Source organism: Nisaea sp. (assembly GCF_040217065.1).
Classification (GTDB): domain Bacteria; phylum Pseudomonadota; class Alphaproteobacteria; order Thalassobaculales; family Thalassobaculaceae; genus Nisaea.
This window is the reverse complement of the sequence record NZ_JAVJNX010000004.1, coordinates 71,626-88,621: the sequence shown is the minus strand read 5'-3', so window position 1 is coordinate 88,621 and position 16,996 is coordinate 71,626. Positions and strand designations below refer to the sequence as shown.

Below are 16,996 nucleotides of genomic sequence, written 5' to 3'. Positions count from 1 at the left end.
CGTCGTTCGACGCGGCCCTTTTTGATTCCGGCCGGGAAACAGATCCGGGCAGATATATATGGTCAGTGGGGTTCAGTCGGCGTGTGAGGCGGCGATATCCCGAAAAACGCCTTCGAGACCAAGAAAGGCATCGACGATGTCGGGATCGAACTGGGTGCCGCGTCCCTTGCGGATCTCTGCAACCGCCTCTTCGTGCGAGAAGGCATCCTTGTAGGTGCGCTTCGAGATCAGGGCATCGTAGACGTCGGCAACGGCCATGAGGCGGCCGGCAATCGGAATGTCGTCTTCGGCCAGACCCTGGGGATAGCCCTTGCCGTCCCAACGCTCATGATGGGTCAGGGCGATTTCCCGCGCCAATTGCAGGAATGAGCGCTCGTCGCCGGTCCCGGCAACCTCTTCCGCCTTGCTCAAGGCGTCATGGCCGAGCGTCGTGTGGGTCTTCATTATGTCGAATTCTTCCGGCGTGAGGCGGCCCGGTTTCAGCAGGATGGAGTCCGGCACGCCGACCTTCCCGATGTCGTGAAGCGGGGCCGAGCGGTACAGCAGGTCGATTGTCTCGGGCTGCAGGAAGGCGCCGAATTTGGGGTTTTCGACCAGTTTTTCGGCAAGAACCTTCATGTAGTCCTGGGTGCGGCGGATATGGTTGCCGGTCTCGTTGTCCCGGGTTTCCGCGAGAGAGGCGAGGGCGACAATGGTCGCGTCGCGCATGGCCCTGATATCTTCCGTGCGCTGGGTCACCTCACTTTCCAGAAAGCTGTTCTGGTCGCGCAACAGGTCGGCGGCGCGCTTCAGCTGGAGATGGTTGCGCACGCGGGCCAGTACGATCGGCGGGCTGATCGGTTTGGAGATATAGTCGACCGCGCCAAGCTCAAGGCCGAGATGCTCGTCTTCCTGGTTGCTGCGGGCGGTCAGGAAAACCACCGGAATATCTGTCGTCGACGGGTCGGCCTGCAGCCGGCGGCACACTTCGTATCCATCCATCTCCGGCATCATGACGTCGAGCAGAATGAGATCCGGCCGTGGCTCCACCGCCGCAATTGTCAGGGCGCGCCGGCCGGAGTTGGCGATTTTCACCTTGTAGTGATCTTTCAGCAGGCGACTCATCAAGGCCAGATTGTCTGGCGTGTCGTCGACCACGAGAATAGTCCTCTGTCCAGACACTGTTTCCGTCATTCCGGTAATGGCTCCACTGTTGTGGCGGAGTACAGTTCGATGCAGATCGAGTGGGCCTGCTCGAAGTCGAAACTGTCGATCGCGGTGGCAATTTCGGTGAATTTCTGAAGCCCGAGCACAGCGCGCAGGTCCGCCCGGCGTTCGGAAAACAGGTCCCTGGCATCCGCGTCATCATCTGCCAGCAGCCGGACCAGTTCGCCGAGAGCGGCTCGCCCGCTGGCCAAGGCATTGTCCGGTGCGTCACTTTCCTGATCCGCGTCGGTCGTTATGTCTGTGCGCAAGGCCGCGATTGATTTCAGAACCGGTTGCAGGTGCTGCGCGAGGTTGCCGACCAGATCCGAAAGCCTGTCCGGGGAAACTCGTTCCCTGATGGCGTCCTCCAGAATGCGTGCATCTTCGGAGATCTGCATGGCGCCGATATTGCCGGCCACCGAACGCGCGGTATGCGCCTCCCGTTCGGCGGTTGCGAAATCACCGGCTTCGAGCGCGCCGGTGATCCGTCCGACGAGCGCAGCCTGGCCTTCGAGGAAACGATCCAGCATCTGGGAATAGGCTTCCCTGTCTCCCAGTACCCTCTTGAGGCCCGTTGTCACATCGACACTCTGGTGCAGGCGGAAGTCCGTCACGGGCAGTGGACCTGAACCTGCGTCCGGCATGGCCGCCGCAGGCAGCTGGTCGATGTTGAGCACGCGCTGCAGGACCGAATACAGAACGTCCGGGTCGATCGGCTTGGCGATATGATCGTCCATGCCCGCCTCGAGGCAGCGCTCCCGGTCGCCGCTCAGGGCGTTCGCCGTCATTGCGATGATCGGAAGCTGCAGATCCGGAAAGCGCCGGCGGATTTCGGCCGTCGCTGCGAAACCGTCCATGACAGGCATCTGGATATCCATGAGCACCGCGTCGTAACGAGTGCTTTCCACACGGGCGACGGCCTCGGCGCCATTCTCGGCAATCTCGGGCTGGCCGCCGAATGCACGGAGCAGGCCGATGGCCACGTCCCGGTTCAGGGCATTGTCCTCAACCACAAGAATGCGGCGGCGGGCGAGGAACAGCGGCACCAGGCTTTCGGCGTCGCTCGGGGATCCGGACTTGGGCGCGGCATCGACAGGATCATGGCGCAGGACACGGAGCGCGGCATTGAACAGTTCGGACGGATTGAGCGGCTTGACGAGGACCTCCTCAATCTCTGCCTCGGCCGCGGCGTTCATGACATCGTCGCGTCCGTAAGCGGTCGCCAGAACGAAACCTGGTACGTGACCCGCAGGGCTTTCGCGGCGCAGATGCTGGATTGTTTCGATGCCGTCCATGTTCGGCATGCGCCAGTCCGCGAACACCAGGTCATAATGGATACCGTTCCGGACCCGTTCAATCGCGGCCGCGCCGTTATCGACGCTGTCCACCACGAATGACATCGATGTCAGCATCTCGCAAATGGCGTGATTTGCCGAGGCATTGTCCTCGATGACCAGGACCTTGCGGCCGCGAAGATCGGGATTTGACAGGTGCCGCAAGCCCGATCTCTCACCAAGGTTAAGCCAGAGATCGAGCCAGAAGGTACTTCCCTTGCCCGGCGTGCTCTCTACATCCACGCTTCCGCCCATCAGGCCGGCGAGCTTCTGCGAAATTGCAAGCCCGAGGCCGGTGCCGCCGAACTTGCGTGTTGTCGACTCATCCGCCTGCTGGAAGGACCGGAACAGTTTTTTGATCTGCTCCTCGGTGATCCCGATACCGGTATCGCGCACCGAGAATCGCAGATGCGCCGATTTTTCCGATTTTTCCAGCAGTTTTATCGCGATGCAGACCTCGCCGGTCTCGGTGAACTTGACGGCGTTGTTCGCCAGATTGATCAGGATCTGGCTAAGGCGGAGCGGGTCGCCGCGATAGTCGCGCGGCAGGTCCGTAGGCACCTCGAAAATCAATTCCAGGCACTTGTCCGCACTGCGTTCGGCGATGACCGAGGAAATGCTGTCAAGGATTTCGTCGATTTCGAAATCGGTTTCCTCCAGTACGAGCTCGCCGGCCTCGACCTTGGAGAAGTCCAGGATGTCATTGATGATCTTCAGCAAATGCCCGCCGGATTGGTGGATCTTGCGGGCATATTCGGATTGTATCCGGTCGAGGTTGGTCTTCTGCAGCAGATGCGCCAGGCCAATGATCGGGTTCAATGGCGTGCGGATCTCGTGGCTCATGTTTGCCAGGAAGAGAGACTTTGCCTTGTTGGCGGCTTCGGCCTCTATGCGCGCCTGCTCAAGCTCCGCATGGCTTCGCTTGCGCTCGGTGATGTCGCTCATGACACCGATGAAGAGGGGCTTGCCGTCGAGCCGGGTCTCGCTGATGGCGAGATCGATCGGCACGGCACTGCCGTCCATTCGCCGTCCGGTGACCTCCCTGCCGATGCCTATAATGTTCCGCTGACCGGTTTCGAGGTAACTTTCGAGATAGCCGTCGTGGCGCGCTGCCACATCGGATGGCATGATCATGGAGATGTTCCGTCCGAGCACCTCGGCTATCTCATAGCCAAAGATTTTCTCCGCGCCCGGCGACCAGTGCAGGATGATGCCCTGCTGGTCTATGGTCACGATGGCCGCCTCGATATTGTCCATGATGGCCTGCAGGCGGGCATGATCGGTTCGGGCCTGTATCTCCAGGGCGGTCCGGAGCTCGACTTCCTGCCGGAGCGCGGAAGCTGTCTCGAACTGCCGTCCGGCAAAGGCCGCGGCCAGTGTGGCCGCGCCGAAGCAGACGACCAGAAGAGCGATGACGATGGCCATGATCGCCGGGTCGAATGAACTGCCGGTCCCGAGCACGCTGGCCAGGGGGAAAAACAGCGCGGCCTGCATTGCCGTGTAATGCATGCCGGCGACGCTGCAGCCCATGATGACGGCCGCGACGGGAATGGCCAATGGCCGCAGGGCCTCGACGCTCCGGAGCACAACGAGGATGCCGAGTGAGACAAAGGCCAGGACAACGGCGACGAGCACCGAGAGCACGACCATCTTGATGTCATACAACAGCACGGCATCAAGGCGCATTGCGGCCATCCCGGCATAGTGCATGGCACCGATGCCGCCTCCCTGAAGAACGGCGCCGATGGAAAGCTCGCGAAACGTGATCCTGTCGCCCCGGCTGATCACGAGCAGGGAGACGGTGCTGGCCAGCATTCCGGGTATCATCGAGACAAGTGTCAGGAGCGGGTCATAATTGATGCCGCACGGTAGAGAGAAAGCCAGCATGCCGACAAAATGCATGCCCCATATACCACCGCCCATGCAGCCCCCGCCGGCCACGAGCCATGCGGCACGAGCCCCGGGGCTCCCGGCTGCGGCAATGCGTGGAGAGGTCGACAGGGCCACGACCGCAGCCGTGATTGCGATGAAAACGGAGAGCCCCACAAGGCCGAAATCGTAGGTTCCCGGGAAGGCGTTGACCGGCTGGAAGACTTCCTGAACCGGCGTGAAAAAGCGATCAAGAAACAGATTCATGGGCATTCGGCGCCGAGGTGAGTATGCGGCGGGAGAGCAGTACGGCACGGTGTAATTCGGCGCGTGGCCGATCGCTGCCGCACGAGAGAATGCGTTTTCAAGCTCTGAATGCCTCCCTGCCGCGATCCTGTAGGCAGTCCTTGCCGGACCTCGACCTGCTCCTGTCTAAAGGCAAAGCCCTAATATAAAGTTATCGGGGAGCCGCTAAAATTGATCAATGTCAGAACTGTCACAATATCAAGATGCTTTTGGCATGGGATTGTTCCGGGAGATGCATCCTGGGTGCACGTTCCGGATGTCTCGTCGTTGGTGTTGCAGGCCTGGATATTTACCGGGGGCGTACCGGCGCGGCCTGTCACACATGTTCCGCGTGTCTGCTTTTTGCGATTGGCAAGCCTGCGGCCATCGGCTAGGCAGGGATCGGATTTCTTTCTGCGAGAAGGCGGTACACCCCCATGACGGAACTGACGCGCGACGCGGTCCTCGGCTTTATCGGCGGCAGCGGGATCTACGAGATCGACGGCCTGGCCAACACGCGCTGGGAGGAGGTGTCCTCGCCCTTCGGGACCCCGTCGGACCAGTTGCTGTTCGGCGAGTTGGATGGCCAGAAGCTGGTCTTCCTGCCGCGCCACGGCCGGGGCCACAAGCTGAACCCTAGCGGGATCAACTACCGCGCCAATATCGATGTGATGAAGCGGGCCGGGGTGACGGACATCATCTCCCTCAGTGCCGTCGGTTCGCTCAAGGAAGACTACGCCCCGGGCCATTTCGTGCTGATCGACCAGTTCATCGACCGCACCTTTGCCCGGGAGAAGACCTTTTACACGAACGGCTGTGCCGCTCATGTCTCCTTCTCCCACCCGGTTTCCGAACGCATCCAGGCCGCGCTGGCGAAAGCCTGCACGCAGCTCGGCCTGCCGCACAGCGTGAACGGGACCTATATCTGCATGGAAGGCCCGCAATTCTCCACTTTGGCGGAGAGCAGGCTCTACCGTTCCTGGGGCTGCGACGTGGTCGGCATGACCAATATGCCGGAAGCCAAGCTGGCCCGCGAGGCGGAGATTCCCTACGCCACGGTCGCCATGATCACCGATTACGATTGCTGGCATCCGGAGCATGACAGCGTGACCGTCGAGCAGGTCATCAAGGTACTCACCGGGAATGCGGAGAAGGCCCGCGATCTGGTCCGCACCGTCGCACCGATGCTGGCGAAGCGGCCCGAGCTGGACGAGCAGGGTGGCGACAATGCGCTGCAATATGCCCTGATCACCCATCCGGAGGCGCGGGACCCGGAGCTGGTCGCCAAGCTGGATGCCGTCGCCGGCCGCGTGCTGGGTGCCTGACGCTCCCCTGTGGTGCTATCGGCGCGCGCGGGTTAAGGTGGTGCCGTTATGGAACGGACCTCGCAAGACAGCCCTTCCCGCGCCGCGCGGGTGGTGAATATGGGCACGGCACGGCTGGAGAACCTTTATCGGCGGGTCACGAAAGGCCAGCCGGACAGCCCGCGCTCGCTCCACGTCAAGAGCATCCTGGCGATGCAGAACGGCCGTCACGACGAGGCGGCGCAACTGGTTGGCAGGGCCGCGGTGCTTGATCCGGCTGACGCGGATCATCAACGCCAGCTCGGGATGACCTGTTTCCAGGCCGGCTGGCTGGAGCCCGCCGCGTCCGCCCTGAATCGGGCCATCTATCTCAACCCCTCGGACCCGGACCCCTGGTTCACCCTCGGCCAGGTCTTCGATGCAGCCGGCGACAAGGATCATGCCCGGACCTGCTACGAGCAGTGCCTGGCCCTGAACCCGCGGTTCCACGACGCGCGCATCGCGCTGGCGGAGCAGGAGCTCGGATAGAGATTGCCTCTTCCAAGCCATAGATCTCGCGTCTGAGCCTCTTGTCCTTCTCCTAACTGGTTCTCGCAGAGGTCGCTCTGTGATTTCTGGGTTCCCACATGCGCAAGGATCAAGAGTTTTTGTGCGAGCCGAGCTCTCCCTCAACCGTCATTCCCGCGCACGCGGGAATGACGAATTTTCTCTGAGAGCGCTCATTCCAGGTCGTCATTCCTGCGAAAGCAGGAAACTAGGGAGGGCTTGCTCGTCCGTTATCGCTCTTGGCCGAGCTGCTGTCGGATTTCATCGTGATGGGCAAATACGTCGGCGGCGCCGGCTTCTTTCAGCCGGGCTGGAAGACTGGCTTCCCCCTTTGCATCGCCGGTATATCCCCAAGCGACCATTCCGGCTGCGCGCGCTCCCAGAACACCGTTCACACTGTCCTCGATGACAAGGCAGCGATCCGGTGCAACCCCGAGGCGTTCGGCTGCGTGAAGGAAGATATCGGGGGCCGGTTTTGCGTTCTCGACATGATCGCTGGAGACCACATGCGGGTCGAAGAAGTCCAGCAGTGCTGTCATCTCCAGTTTTTTGCGCAGGGTCTGGTGGCCGCTGGAGGAGGCGACGGCCAGAGGGTAAGAGATGCTGTCGAGCAGAGCAGCCGCGCCGTCCATGGCAGCCAAGCGGCTCTCGAATGCCTGCCAGACGGCACCGGAGAGCTCGCCTGAAAAGTGCTCGGGCAGCGGGGTGCCGAAGGCCGCCTCATGATCGCCGGAGAGAATGGACAGAAAATCCGGCCAGGACCTGCCTTTCACCCGATGCACGTACTCCGTACGATCATAGGTCAGGCCAAGTGCTGCCAGATGGTCCAGCTCAAGCGCGAGATGGATCGATTCGGAATTCACCAGAACGCCGTCGCAGTCGAAGATGATGGCGGAAAACATGGGAGCCCTTTCGCGGCCAGTGCATCGCGGTTCCGAGGGTTTCTCCAAATACGGGTTTACCCCCGCTCTGTCACCGGTCCTCTCGTCATGCCAGTTTTGCGCGGATCTCATTGTGATGGGTGAAGATGGCGCTCGCTCCGGCCGCCCGGAGCATGCCCGGCAGATCCGGGTCGCCGCCGCTTTCCCCGACATAGCCCCAGACCGCCATGCCCGCCGCGACGCCGGCGGTGACGCCGGTCACGCTGTCCTCGATGACCAGACACTCACCGGGCGCGGCGCCAAGCCGCTCCGCCGCGAGGAGGAACATGTCCGGCGCCGGTTTGCCATTCACGACGTCTTCAAGGGAGATCAGATGCGGGGCGAAATGTCCGATCAGGCCGGTATGGCGCAGCTTGCGCTCCAGCGATGCGGCATGGCTGTTCGAGGCGACGGCCTTGGGGCGGGTGATACTGTCGAGTAAAAGGTCGATCCCGTCGGTGGGCTGCAGGGAGCGCTGGTATTCCGCCCAGGTCCCATCCTTGACACCATGATAGCTGCCTTCGGGCATCGGCTTGCCGAAGGTCTCCCGGTATTCTTCCTCGACCAGTGCCGCGAATTGCGGCCAGGCCTTGCCCTTGAATTTCTTGCTGTAGGCGTGCGGATCGTAATGCAGGCCGAGCCTGGCCAGAAAGCCTCTGTAATAATCTCTGAGGATCGACTCTGAATTGATGAGGACGCCGTCGCAGTCAAAGATGATGGCGGAGAACATGGGGGCATCCGGTCAGGAGAAGGGAGTTCCGGTTTAGGCAATTTCGGCGTCGGTGTCACCGGTGGATGGCCGGTGTCCGAACCTAGAACAAAACTGTCATCCCGCACTTGATGCGGGATGACAGTTTACATTTCGATGAGCGCTTAAGCCGCCGCGTCGGACAGGACGGCGAAGCGTTCCTGGTGGTGGTCGGTATCGCCGAACAGGTGGTCGAGCATGACCAGCCGCTTGACGTAATGCGCGACCGGGACTTCCCAGGTCATACCGATGCCGCCATGCAGCTGGATGGCCTGCTCGCCGACGAAATGGGCATGTCGGCCGATGCCGGACTTGGCGGCGCTGACGGCCAGCTCGCGCAGATCCCGGGACTCGCCCAGCCGGGCGGCGCCCAGAATGGCGAGTGAGCGGGCCTCCTCCAGCGCAATCCGCATATCGACGGCCCGGTGCTGCAGGACCTGAAACTGGCTGAGGGACTTGCCGAACTGCTTGCGGGTCTTCAGGTATTCGACCGTGGTATCGACCGCCATATCCATCGCACCGACCGCTTCGCCCGACAGCAGGATGACGGCGCGGGCCAGGACCTCCTCGATGGCATGGAAGCAGGCGCCCGGCGTGCCGAGCACGGCTTTCGCACCGACCTCGACACCGTCGAAGGCGATTTCTGCGACGCGGGTACCGTCGATTGCGGGCGTACTGTGGAGCGTCATGTTTACCGCTCCCCTGTCGACCAGGAACAGGCCGATGCCGTCCTCGTCGTCATGCTTGCCGCTGACACGGGCGGAGACGATCAGGGTATCGGCCTCGCCGCCGTTCAGCACCACCGACTTGCGCCCGGTGAGCGTCCAGCCGCCGTCGGTTTTTTCGGCCGTGGCGCGGACATGGGCGGTCTCGTAGCGGCCGTCGGGTTCACCATGGGCGAAGGCCAGAAGTTTCTCGCCGCCGACCACGGCACCGAGGATCTCTTCCTTCTGGGCGTCTGAGCCGAGCAGTTCGACCAGTCCGCCGCCGAGCACCACGGTGGCGAGATAGGGCTCGACCACCAGGCCGCGCCCCAGCGCCTCGCCGACAATCATCAGATCGATCCCGCCGCCACCGAGCCCGCCGAAATCTTCCGGGAACGGCACGCCGAGCAGGCCGAGTTCGGCCAGCTGGCCCCAGACTGCGCGGGAAAAGCCTTCTTCTGATTCGGCGATCTTCTGCCGTTTCTCGAAATCATAGGTCTCGCGCACCAGGCGCTCGACCGTGTCCTTGAGCATCCGCTGCTCTTCGCTGAGCGAAAAATCCATAGTCGTGTTTCCCTTAGAGTCCGAGCCCGGCCTTGGCGATGATGTTCTTCTGGATCTCGTTGGACCCGCCATAGATGCTGAGCTTGCGCATATTGAAATACTGCTTGGCCACCGGGGCCGCATAGTCCGGGCCGACCGGCTCGCCATTGAAGCCGCCTTCCAGCGCTTCCGACTGGAACGGCAGCGCGTACGGGCCGAGGGCCCGGCGGGAGAGATCGGTGATCTCCTGGCGGATCTCGGTGCCGCGGATCTTCAGGATCGAGCTTTCCAGCCCCGGCGCGCCGCCGGACTGGACTTCGGCCAGCACACGGAGATTGGTCATTTCCAGCGCCATCAGGTCGATCTCCACCTTAGCGAGGCGATTGCGGAACAGCGGGTCCTCGATCAGCGGCCGGCCGTTCTTGCGCTGGTCGCGGGCAATCGCCTTCAGGTGCAGCAGGGCCGCCTTGGAGGCGCCGACATTGGCGATGCCGGTGCGCTCATGGGTCAGCAGATACTTGGCGTAGGTCCAGCCCTTGTTCTCCTCGCCGACGATATTCTCGGCGGGCACCTTCACATCGTCGAACCAGACCTCGTTCACCTCATGCTCGCCTTCGAGCAGGATGATCGGGCGGACGGTGATACCCGGCGTCTTCATGTCGATCAGCAGGAAAGAGATGCCTTGCTGGGGCTTTGCCGCATCCGGATCGGTGCGGACCAGGCAGAAGATGTGGTCGGCATACTGGCCGAGCGTGGTCCAGGTCTTCTGGCCGTTGACGATATAATGATCGCCTTCGCGCTTGGCGCTGCAGCGCAGGGAGGCAAGGTCCGAGCCGGAGCCGGGCTCGGAATAGCCCTGGCACCACCAGTCGGTCAGGTCGAGGATACGGGGCAGATAATAATCCTTCTGCTCCTGGCTGCCGAATTTCATGATCACCGGGGCGACCATGTTGACGCCGAAGGGCAGGATACGCGGGGCGCCCGCGGAATAGCATTCCTCGTCGAAGATATGCTTCTGCACCGGCGTCCAGCCCGGCCCGCCATATTCCTTCGGCCAGTTCGTGGCCAGCCAGCCGCGCTTCGACAGTGCCTGGTGCCAGCGGAAATAGTCGTCTTTGACGAGGCGTTTGCCGCCCTTCATCTTGTCCCGGATATCGTCCGGAAGATCGGACTGCAGGAAGGCGCGTACCTGTTCACGAAACGCCTGTTCCTCCGGGGTGAAATTCAAGTCCATTTGCCTGCTCCCTTATGCCACTTCAAAGAGCCCGGCGACGCCCATTCCGCCGCCGACGCACATCGTGGTCACTACATATTTCGCGCCGCGGCGCTTTCCTTCGATCAGGGCGTGCCCGACCATACGCGATCCGGTCATCCCGTAAGGATGGCCGATCGAGATCGAGCCGCCGTTCACATTCAGTATCTCGTCCGGAATACCGAGTTTATCGCGGCAATAGAGAACCTGCGAGGCGAAGGCCTCGTTCAGCTCCCAAAGGCCGATATCCTCCAGCTTGACGCCGGTCCGTTCCAAGAGGCGCGGCACGGCAAAGACCGGGCCGATGCCCATCTCGTCCGGCTCGCAGCCGGCGGTGGCGAGGCCGCGGAAGATGCCGAGCGGCTCCAGTCCGCGCTGCTCCGCCAGCTTGCTGTCCATGATGATGCAGGCCGACGCGCCGTCGGAAAGCTGGCTGGAATTGCCGGCCGTGATGAAATGCCCGTCGCCGCGCACGGGGGAGAGGCCCGCGAGGCCTTCCTGTGTGGTGCCGGGCCGGTTGCATTCATCTTTCACGAGGGTGACGGTCTCCCGGCTGACCTCGCCGGTTTCCTTGTTCTTCACCAGCTTCTCGACGGTGATCGGGACGATCTCGTCATCGAACCTGCCGGCTTCCTGGGCCGCCGCCGTGCGCTGCTGGCTTTGTACGGAATAGGCGTCCTGGGCCTCGCGGCTGATGCCGTACCGGGAGGCCACCAGATCCGCCGTCTCGATCATGGAGTGATAGAGCTCCGGCTTGTGCTCCATCAGCCAGGGCTCTTCCAGCCGGGTCTGGTTCAGGTTGGCCTGGGTCAGGCTGATGGATTCGACGCCGCCCGCCGCCATCACCGGCACGCCGTCGACGATGACGCGCTGCGCCGCCATGGCGATGGCCTGCAGGCCGGATGAGCAGAACCGGTTGACGGTGACGCCGCCGGCGGAGACCGGCAGGCCGGCGCGGATTGCCGAAAGCCGTGCGATATTCTTGCCCGTTGCCGCTTCCGGCAGGCCGCAGCCGAGGATAACATCCTCGATCTCGCCCGGGGCGACACCGGCGCGCTTGACCGCATGTTCGAGCGTATGCCCGGCCATGGTCGCGCCATGTGTGTCGTTGAAGGCGCCGCGAAAGGATTTTGCCAGTCCCGTGCGGGCGGTCGAAAGGACGACTGCCTCTTTCACTCTTCATTCCTCCCAAGTGCTTTTTTATAAGTCATATCGAACAGCCGGGGAGGCCGACAAGTATTTTCGAAATCCGGTTTCGCGTGGCGAAACTGGCGGCGACCAGAAGAGCCGTGGGATCGTTGCGCCCTAACGCGGCCGGTCCAGCAAAGCGCCAGGCAGGCGACAGAGTTCGATCTGCCGACCGCAGGACGTGTGTTCACAGGCCTTTCCGGTAGAGTCCGTCACGGGCCCTGCCGAGCCTCTGTCTGTCAGCTTGGCCCGGTGACCGGAATGGCAGCGCCCGTGACGGCACGGGCGTGGTCGCCGGCCAGCATCAGCATGGCGTCGGCGATGGCGGCGGGCGACACCCATTTGCTGACATCCGCATCCGGCATGGCCTCCCGGTTCTGCGGCGTGTCGATGGTGCCGGGCATCACCGCATTGACCCGGATGCAGTCCGAGCGATGTTCGGCGGCGGCGGCTTCGACCAGCCGCAAGACGGCTGCTTTCGACGCGGCATAGGCGGAGAGGCCGGGCGCGGACGCAAGGCCGGCAAGGGCAGCGACATGCACGATGCTACCGCCGCCGCGCTGCTGCAGCAGGGGGATGGCGGCCCGGGTCAGGGTGAAGGCGGTTTGCACGTTTATCGCCTGCATCGCACTCCAGGTATCGAAACTGTCCCCGGCGATTCGCCCCATGGCGAAACCGCCGACCGTGTTCATGACCGCATCCAGTCCGCCGAAGCGATCAACAGTCCGGGCAAGCGCAGCGTCGACCGACCACACTTCCTCAAGATCGACGCCGTCGAGGAGCAGAATGTGGGGATCGCTCGCGGCATCCGGAAACTGCCGTTCGAGGGCGGCTTTCGAGCGCCCGAGCGCCGCGATCCTGGCACCTGCGGCGAGGCCCGCCGTGACGCAGGCGGCGCCAAGATTGCCGGTCGCACCGCTGACCGCGATGACCTTGCGCGCTATGTCCACCATGACCGTTTTCCCCTCACTGTTCCTCGGGCCAGAACAGAGCCGTCAGCCGATGCCAGATCCGTTCGGCAATCCAGAGCCCGACTGCCGCATAGACGGGCACAGCGACGATCCGCAGATCATAGAGCCATCCCACCCTGATCACGTTCTCCGCGCCGGGCCAGAGGTCCTTCAGCCAGCGGCCGCGCAGCAGGGATGCCGCTTCGTCCGAATAATCGTAAAGCAGCCAGCCGACAGCGGCGGCATAGGCCAGTCCCAGCAGCAGGCGAAGGAATGTCGCCGGGCGCATCAGAGGAACCTGATCCGGCTGGCGTCGGTGCGCAGCATCAGCAGGTCGCCCCGGCGATAAAGCTCGCCTGTGACGGACACATAGGGCGCGACATAATCCAGAATGTCGGCATCGAGAGCTTCCCCCTCCGCGTTGGTCAGCAGCAGCAGGGTCGGCGCCTCGTTCTCATGAAAGACCGCCAGCATCGGCGGGATGCCGCCCATCAGGCAGAGGTTGGCGCAGGCCCTGTGCACCTTGCCCTCGCCGGGGCGCATGGCGCCGAGATAGCATTTCGTATCGACGATCTCGCCGCGCAGCGTCACTGGGCCGAGTGGTACGTCCGCAGCCGGGACAAAGCCTTGCATGGACGCTGGTTCGTTCGCCGGGCGGATTTTCGCAGCGCCGCCGACTTGCAGAAGGCGCGTCCCCTCGCGGGTGATGAAGACTCCGCCGACATCGACGATCTGGCCGTCATGCTTTACCGCGCGCTGCTGTGCGCCGCGCTTGCCGGGCTCGGAAAGCAGGATGGTCCGGCCGTCGGGATGATCTGCGTCCGGCGGCAGCCGCAGCATCGGATAGGGCGCCGCCTGGAGGATGCCGAGATGCTCCTTGTAGCCGCCCTTGAACCCCCCATCGCCGTAGTTGGGCTGGCTGGCAAGCAGGGCGAAGCCGCCGCCGATACCGAGGCCGGTCAGCAGCACGGCCACGAATGTCAGGAACAGAGCGAGTTTCGGCGGTGTCTTCAGATAGCCGACGAAGAAGTCTCCGGAGGAGTGGCTCATGCGCTCTGCTCCAGCTGGATCGGCGGCACCGGCGTGCCCGGCGGCAGGGCGTTCGCGTCGATCAGGATGCGGTCCCCGTCCCGGCGCAGCCGGTAGGTCGCCACCTTCTCGGTGAAGGGGGCAGGCGAGCAGCCGTCCTCCGGCCGGTATTGGTAGCCGTGCCAGGGGCAGGTGACGCAGCCGTCAATGATCCGGCCCTCGGCCAGCGGGCCGTTCTGGTGGGCGCAGGCGTTGGAGAGCGCGGAGACCTTGCCGTCATAGCGGAACAGGGCGGCTTTCTCTCCGGTCGGCAGGAAGACAGTCACACCGCCTTCGTTGGGCAGATCGACGATATAGGCGGCATGCACCCACTCTTCATCGACAGACACAGCGTTTGCCGTGGCCCGTTCCCGCAATCCGGCCGCAATGTGCAAGCCGCAGACAAGCAGAACGCTGACACCGGTCAGGCCGATCAGCCAGGGGGAATGTTCCGCTTGCAGCACACCCAGCGCGACATGGCCGATCACGGCGGCATAGGCCGCATAGACCGACATGTGGATCGCTTTCCACAGGGGAGCGCCAAGGAAGTTCAGCCAGAAATCATGGCTGGTCGCGGCCAGGGTGAAGAGGATGCCGAGGGCGAAGATACCGAGATACTCGAACGGGAAGGCCTGCCAGGACGTGACCGCGGTGTTCGATGCCAGCAGGGCAACATAGCGGTCGATCGGACCGAAGGCCTGATACCAGCCGGTCACGGAGAGCGCATGGGCGAGGGCGACGAAGAAGATGGCGACGCCGAAATGCCGGCGGTTATAGAGCAGCGGCAGGAAACGGCTGTCCAGCCGGGCCAGCGGGCCGATGCTCAGCACGATCGTCAGCAGCAGGAAGGCGCAGGTGCCGAACGCCCGCATCCGGAGTTGCGGGCCGCTGATTCGCGGGCTTTCCAGCCAGCCCGGCGCATAGCGCAGGAACAGGATGATGAAGGCAGCAATGCCGAACCCGAGCACGAGATCGTAGATGACCTTGTTCCTCGCCCAGGTCACGGGTCTGTACTGCACGCTCATTGCGCCGCTCCCTGGCCGAGCTGCAGCGGCGGTTCGATCGGGCGCTCCTGGCGCTGCAGGACGGTGGTCAGAAGAAGGGCGGGCAGCAGCACGGCCAGGGCAATCCAGATCCGCAGGTGCCAGCGCTGGTGACGGCGTTTCATGGGTGATCTCCCGAGCGGGCGATCACGGTCCAGCGCCAAAGGATGACCGGCCAGAAGACGACCGCCGCCGGGACCAGGAACAGCCGGAAGAGATAGCTGCCACGGGATCCGGGATCGATCTGGTCGATCCCGTAGAGCAGGAAGACAGCGGCTACCGCCATGCCGATATAGCCGTAATAGGTGGCGGCGGTGAAAATGCCCTGAACCGTTTCGACGGCCGGTACGTCAATCATCCGCCTGCCTTCCGTTGCCGCTCTGCCGTCAGCCGTAATGCCGGCGGATACCGGAGATCGACTCGTCTATTTCCTGGCTGAGCCGGGCCATACGGTCCGCGATCTCGCCGGTCGCCCGGTGCTGTTCTTCCGCGGCCATGCCGTTTTCCTGGATCGAGCGTACCATGGTTGATACCCGCTCGGTAATGTCCGCAAAACCGGTCTGCACCATGCCGAGTGTATCGCTCAGGCGGTTCGTCATGCCGGCGATGCCATCCGCGGCTTCCCGGCTGTCCGTGGCCAGCATTTTCACCTCGCGGGCGACAACGGCAAAGCCGAGCCCGGCTTCGCCGGCACGGGCCGCCTCGATGGTCGCGTTCAGGGCCAGCATGTTGGTCTGGCCGGCGATCAGCTTGATACCGTCGAGCAGTTTCAGAATGCCATCGATGGCCGATGAGAGCTCGGAAAGCCGGGAGACAGCCGAATCAACGGTGCTGGAGATGTCGGTCGCCAGATTCAGGTTGCGGCCGACATTCTCGCTGATGGTCGCCATGCTGGAGGAGAGCTTGTCGGACGCGCCGGCAACCCCGCCGATGATGTCGCCGACATTCTGTCCCATCAGGCCCGTCAGCTCTTCGATGGTGGATTGATTTTTCTCGTTCTGCGCGGCGCTATAGGCGGAGGAGGCAATGGTTGCTTCGGCATTCATCAGCGTGCCGACGAGAAGAGCTGCCTCCCGGGCCTCCGGTGCCCCGTCGCCGGAGGCCAGAATGCGGGCTGACAGCTCGCGGCCGAGGCAGGCAAAAAACTGTCCATAGACGGCCGGGTTCATGGCGCTCTCCAGGTCGCCCCGGGCGAAGCCGCGGACCCGCTCGACATGGCCTCCGTCGATGCCGGAGGCGAACACGCTGGCCCAGCGATCCTTCTGGCTCGCAATCCATGTCCGCTCGTCCTGTCCCCAGAGAAATTCGGCGAGCCCTGGAAAGGACGTGCAGAATCGATAGGTGGCCTCCAGCGCGTCGTCCAGTTCCTGTGCGACGAATTGCTCCCATATTTCCGGCAGCGCTGCCGCCCGTTTCCGGTCCAGGCCGCAGCCGGCGATTAATTCAGTCACATCCATGCAGCCGCATTCCTTCTCGTCCGCGTCAAACCCAACCTTGGCCCAAATCGGTGTGGAGGTGGGTATTCAAATCCCTACTCAAGGATTTGTGATTGGTCGTCAGGGCCGGAATGCCAAATCGTTGATCCTGTCTGTCAGGCTGCGGTAAATAAAATAGTGATTCTGATCCGCGCCGATCCGGGTTTCCGGTGACGATTTGTTAGGTTTAGGGCTCTAGGTTAACTCGAGCGTCAGATCTCCCGAGGATCATGCCGGCGACATCCGGTTGCACAATGTTTCGATCAATAAGATATTGATATTTCTTGTCATTCTCACTTCGGGCGCTGTATCGCGCGACAGAGGCGAACAGGCCCTGTGGATGTTTTTGGACAGAGGTTACCGTGGACGACAGCACCAGAGTCATGATCGAGGAAGCCTATTACGAAACGGTTTCCGAATCCTTCGATCGAGGCCTGTCTCCCTTGAAAGCGCATATGGAAGGTGTCGTTGCCGCGGCCATGCTGCTGTCGGCCATGGCCGGCACCGAGGACGATGATGCGCGCAAGCAGGTCATGGATCTTGGGCTGCGGCCGCGCGAGAATGACTAGGTCCGGGACCGCG

Annotated in this window: 17 protein-coding genes; 3 read left to right on the top strand and 14 right to left on the bottom strand. The window is 63.0% G+C overall.

The annotated features are described in order from the left end of the window. Window positions 1-72: 72 nt before the first annotated feature. The gene (locus RH950_RS01970; protein WP_502889689.1) at window positions 73-1,173 is read right to left on the bottom strand and encodes a response regulator; all 1,101 of its coding nucleotides are present in this window, start codon (window positions 1,171-1,173) and stop codon (window positions 73-75) included. Continuing rightward, the gene (locus tag RH950_RS01965; RefSeq protein ID WP_350053169.1) at window positions 1,170-4,655 is read right to left on the bottom strand and encodes a response regulator; all 3,486 of its coding nucleotides are present in this window, start codon (window positions 4,653-4,655) and stop codon (window positions 1,170-1,172) included. Before RH950_RS01965 ends, RH950_RS01970 begins: the two co-directional genes overlap by 4 nt. A gap of 455 nt (window positions 4,656-5,110) precedes the next feature. Between RH950_RS01965 and RH950_RS01960 the strand changes: the two genes are divergently transcribed. Further along, window positions 5,111-5,998 (top strand): S-methyl-5'-thioadenosine phosphorylase, encoded by an 888-nt coding sequence (locus RH950_RS01960; RefSeq protein WP_350053167.1) that lies wholly within the window; start codon window positions 5,111-5,113, stop codon window positions 5,996-5,998. Window positions 5,999-6,046: 48 nt separating this feature from the next. Continuing rightward, window positions 6,047-6,505: a tetratricopeptide repeat protein gene (locus tag RH950_RS01955; RefSeq protein WP_350053165.1), complete on the top strand. Its 459-nt coding sequence runs from the start codon at window positions 6,047-6,049 to the stop codon at window positions 6,503-6,505. 248 nt (window positions 6,506-6,753) lie between these two features. Here RH950_RS01955 and RH950_RS01950 read toward each other — a convergent pair whose 3' ends face one another. The 12 genes from RH950_RS01950 to RH950_RS01895 form a co-directional block, all read right to left on the bottom strand. Next, entirely contained in the window at window positions 6,754-7,425 is a 672-nt protein-coding gene (locus RH950_RS01950) for an HAD family hydrolase (protein ID WP_350053163.1), read from the bottom strand. A gap of 85 nt (window positions 7,426-7,510) precedes the next feature. Beyond that, window positions 7,511-8,173 carry an HAD family hydrolase gene (locus tag RH950_RS01945; RefSeq protein ID WP_350053161.1) on the bottom strand — a complete coding sequence of 221 codons (663 nt, stop codon included), beginning with the start codon at window positions 8,171-8,173 and terminating at the stop codon, window positions 7,511-7,513. Window positions 8,174-8,316: 143 nt separating this feature from the next. Next, the gene (locus tag RH950_RS01940) at window positions 8,317-9,459 is read right to left on the bottom strand and encodes an acyl-CoA dehydrogenase family protein (RefSeq protein ID WP_350053159.1); all 1,143 of its coding nucleotides are present in this window, start codon (window positions 9,457-9,459) and stop codon (window positions 8,317-8,319) included. A 13-nt stretch (window positions 9,460-9,472) separates the two neighbouring features. Further along, entirely contained in the window at window positions 9,473-10,672 is a 1,200-nt protein-coding gene (locus RH950_RS01935) for an acyl-CoA dehydrogenase family protein (protein ID WP_350053157.1), read from the bottom strand. A gap of 12 nt (window positions 10,673-10,684) precedes the next feature. Further along, window positions 10,685-11,866 carry an acetyl-CoA C-acyltransferase gene (locus RH950_RS01930; RefSeq protein ID WP_350053155.1) on the bottom strand — a complete coding sequence of 394 codons (1,182 nt, stop codon included), beginning with the start codon at window positions 11,864-11,866 and terminating at the stop codon, window positions 10,685-10,687. Between the two features lie 251 nt (window positions 11,867-12,117). Continuing rightward, window positions 12,118-12,831 (bottom strand): SDR family NAD(P)-dependent oxidoreductase, encoded by a 714-nt coding sequence (locus RH950_RS01925; protein ID WP_350053153.1) that lies wholly within the window; start codon window positions 12,829-12,831, stop codon window positions 12,118-12,120. 13 nt (window positions 12,832-12,844) lie between these two features. Then, the gene (locus tag RH950_RS01920; protein WP_350053151.1) at window positions 12,845-13,117 is read right to left on the bottom strand and encodes a hypothetical protein; all 273 of its coding nucleotides are present in this window, start codon (window positions 13,115-13,117) and stop codon (window positions 12,845-12,847) included. Next, complete coding sequence (locus tag RH950_RS01915; RefSeq protein WP_350053149.1) at window positions 13,117-13,878, bottom strand: hypothetical protein; 762 nt, start codon at window positions 13,876-13,878, stop codon at window positions 13,117-13,119. The genes RH950_RS01920 and RH950_RS01915 overlap by 1 nt, the downstream gene beginning before the upstream one ends. Then, window positions 13,875-14,921 carry a Rieske 2Fe-2S domain-containing protein gene (locus RH950_RS01910; RefSeq protein ID WP_350053147.1) on the bottom strand — a complete coding sequence of 349 codons (1,047 nt, stop codon included), beginning with the start codon at window positions 14,919-14,921 and terminating at the stop codon, window positions 13,875-13,877. The genes RH950_RS01915 and RH950_RS01910 overlap by 4 nt, the downstream gene beginning before the upstream one ends. Beyond that, on the bottom strand, window positions 14,918-15,064 hold the full coding sequence (locus RH950_RS01905; protein WP_350053145.1) for a hypothetical protein: 147 nt from the start codon (window positions 15,062-15,064) through the stop codon (window positions 14,918-14,920). The genes RH950_RS01910 and RH950_RS01905 overlap by 4 nt, the downstream gene beginning before the upstream one ends. After that, window positions 15,061-15,297 carry a hypothetical protein gene (locus tag RH950_RS01900; protein ID WP_350053143.1) on the bottom strand — a complete coding sequence of 79 codons (237 nt, stop codon included), beginning with the start codon at window positions 15,295-15,297 and terminating at the stop codon, window positions 15,061-15,063. The genes RH950_RS01905 and RH950_RS01900 overlap by 4 nt, the downstream gene beginning before the upstream one ends. 28 nt (window positions 15,298-15,325) lie before the next feature. Further along, window positions 15,326-16,396 carry a methyl-accepting chemotaxis protein gene (locus RH950_RS01895; RefSeq protein WP_350053141.1) on the bottom strand — a complete coding sequence of 357 codons (1,071 nt, stop codon included), beginning with the start codon at window positions 16,394-16,396 and terminating at the stop codon, window positions 15,326-15,328. Between the two features lie 380 nt (window positions 16,397-16,776). Between RH950_RS01895 and RH950_RS01890 the strand changes: the two genes are divergently transcribed. Next, a complete protein-coding gene (locus RH950_RS01890; protein WP_350053139.1) occupies window positions 16,777-16,983 on the top strand; it encodes a hypothetical protein in 207 nt (68 codons plus the stop codon). Window positions 16,984-16,996 lie beyond the last annotated feature (13 nt).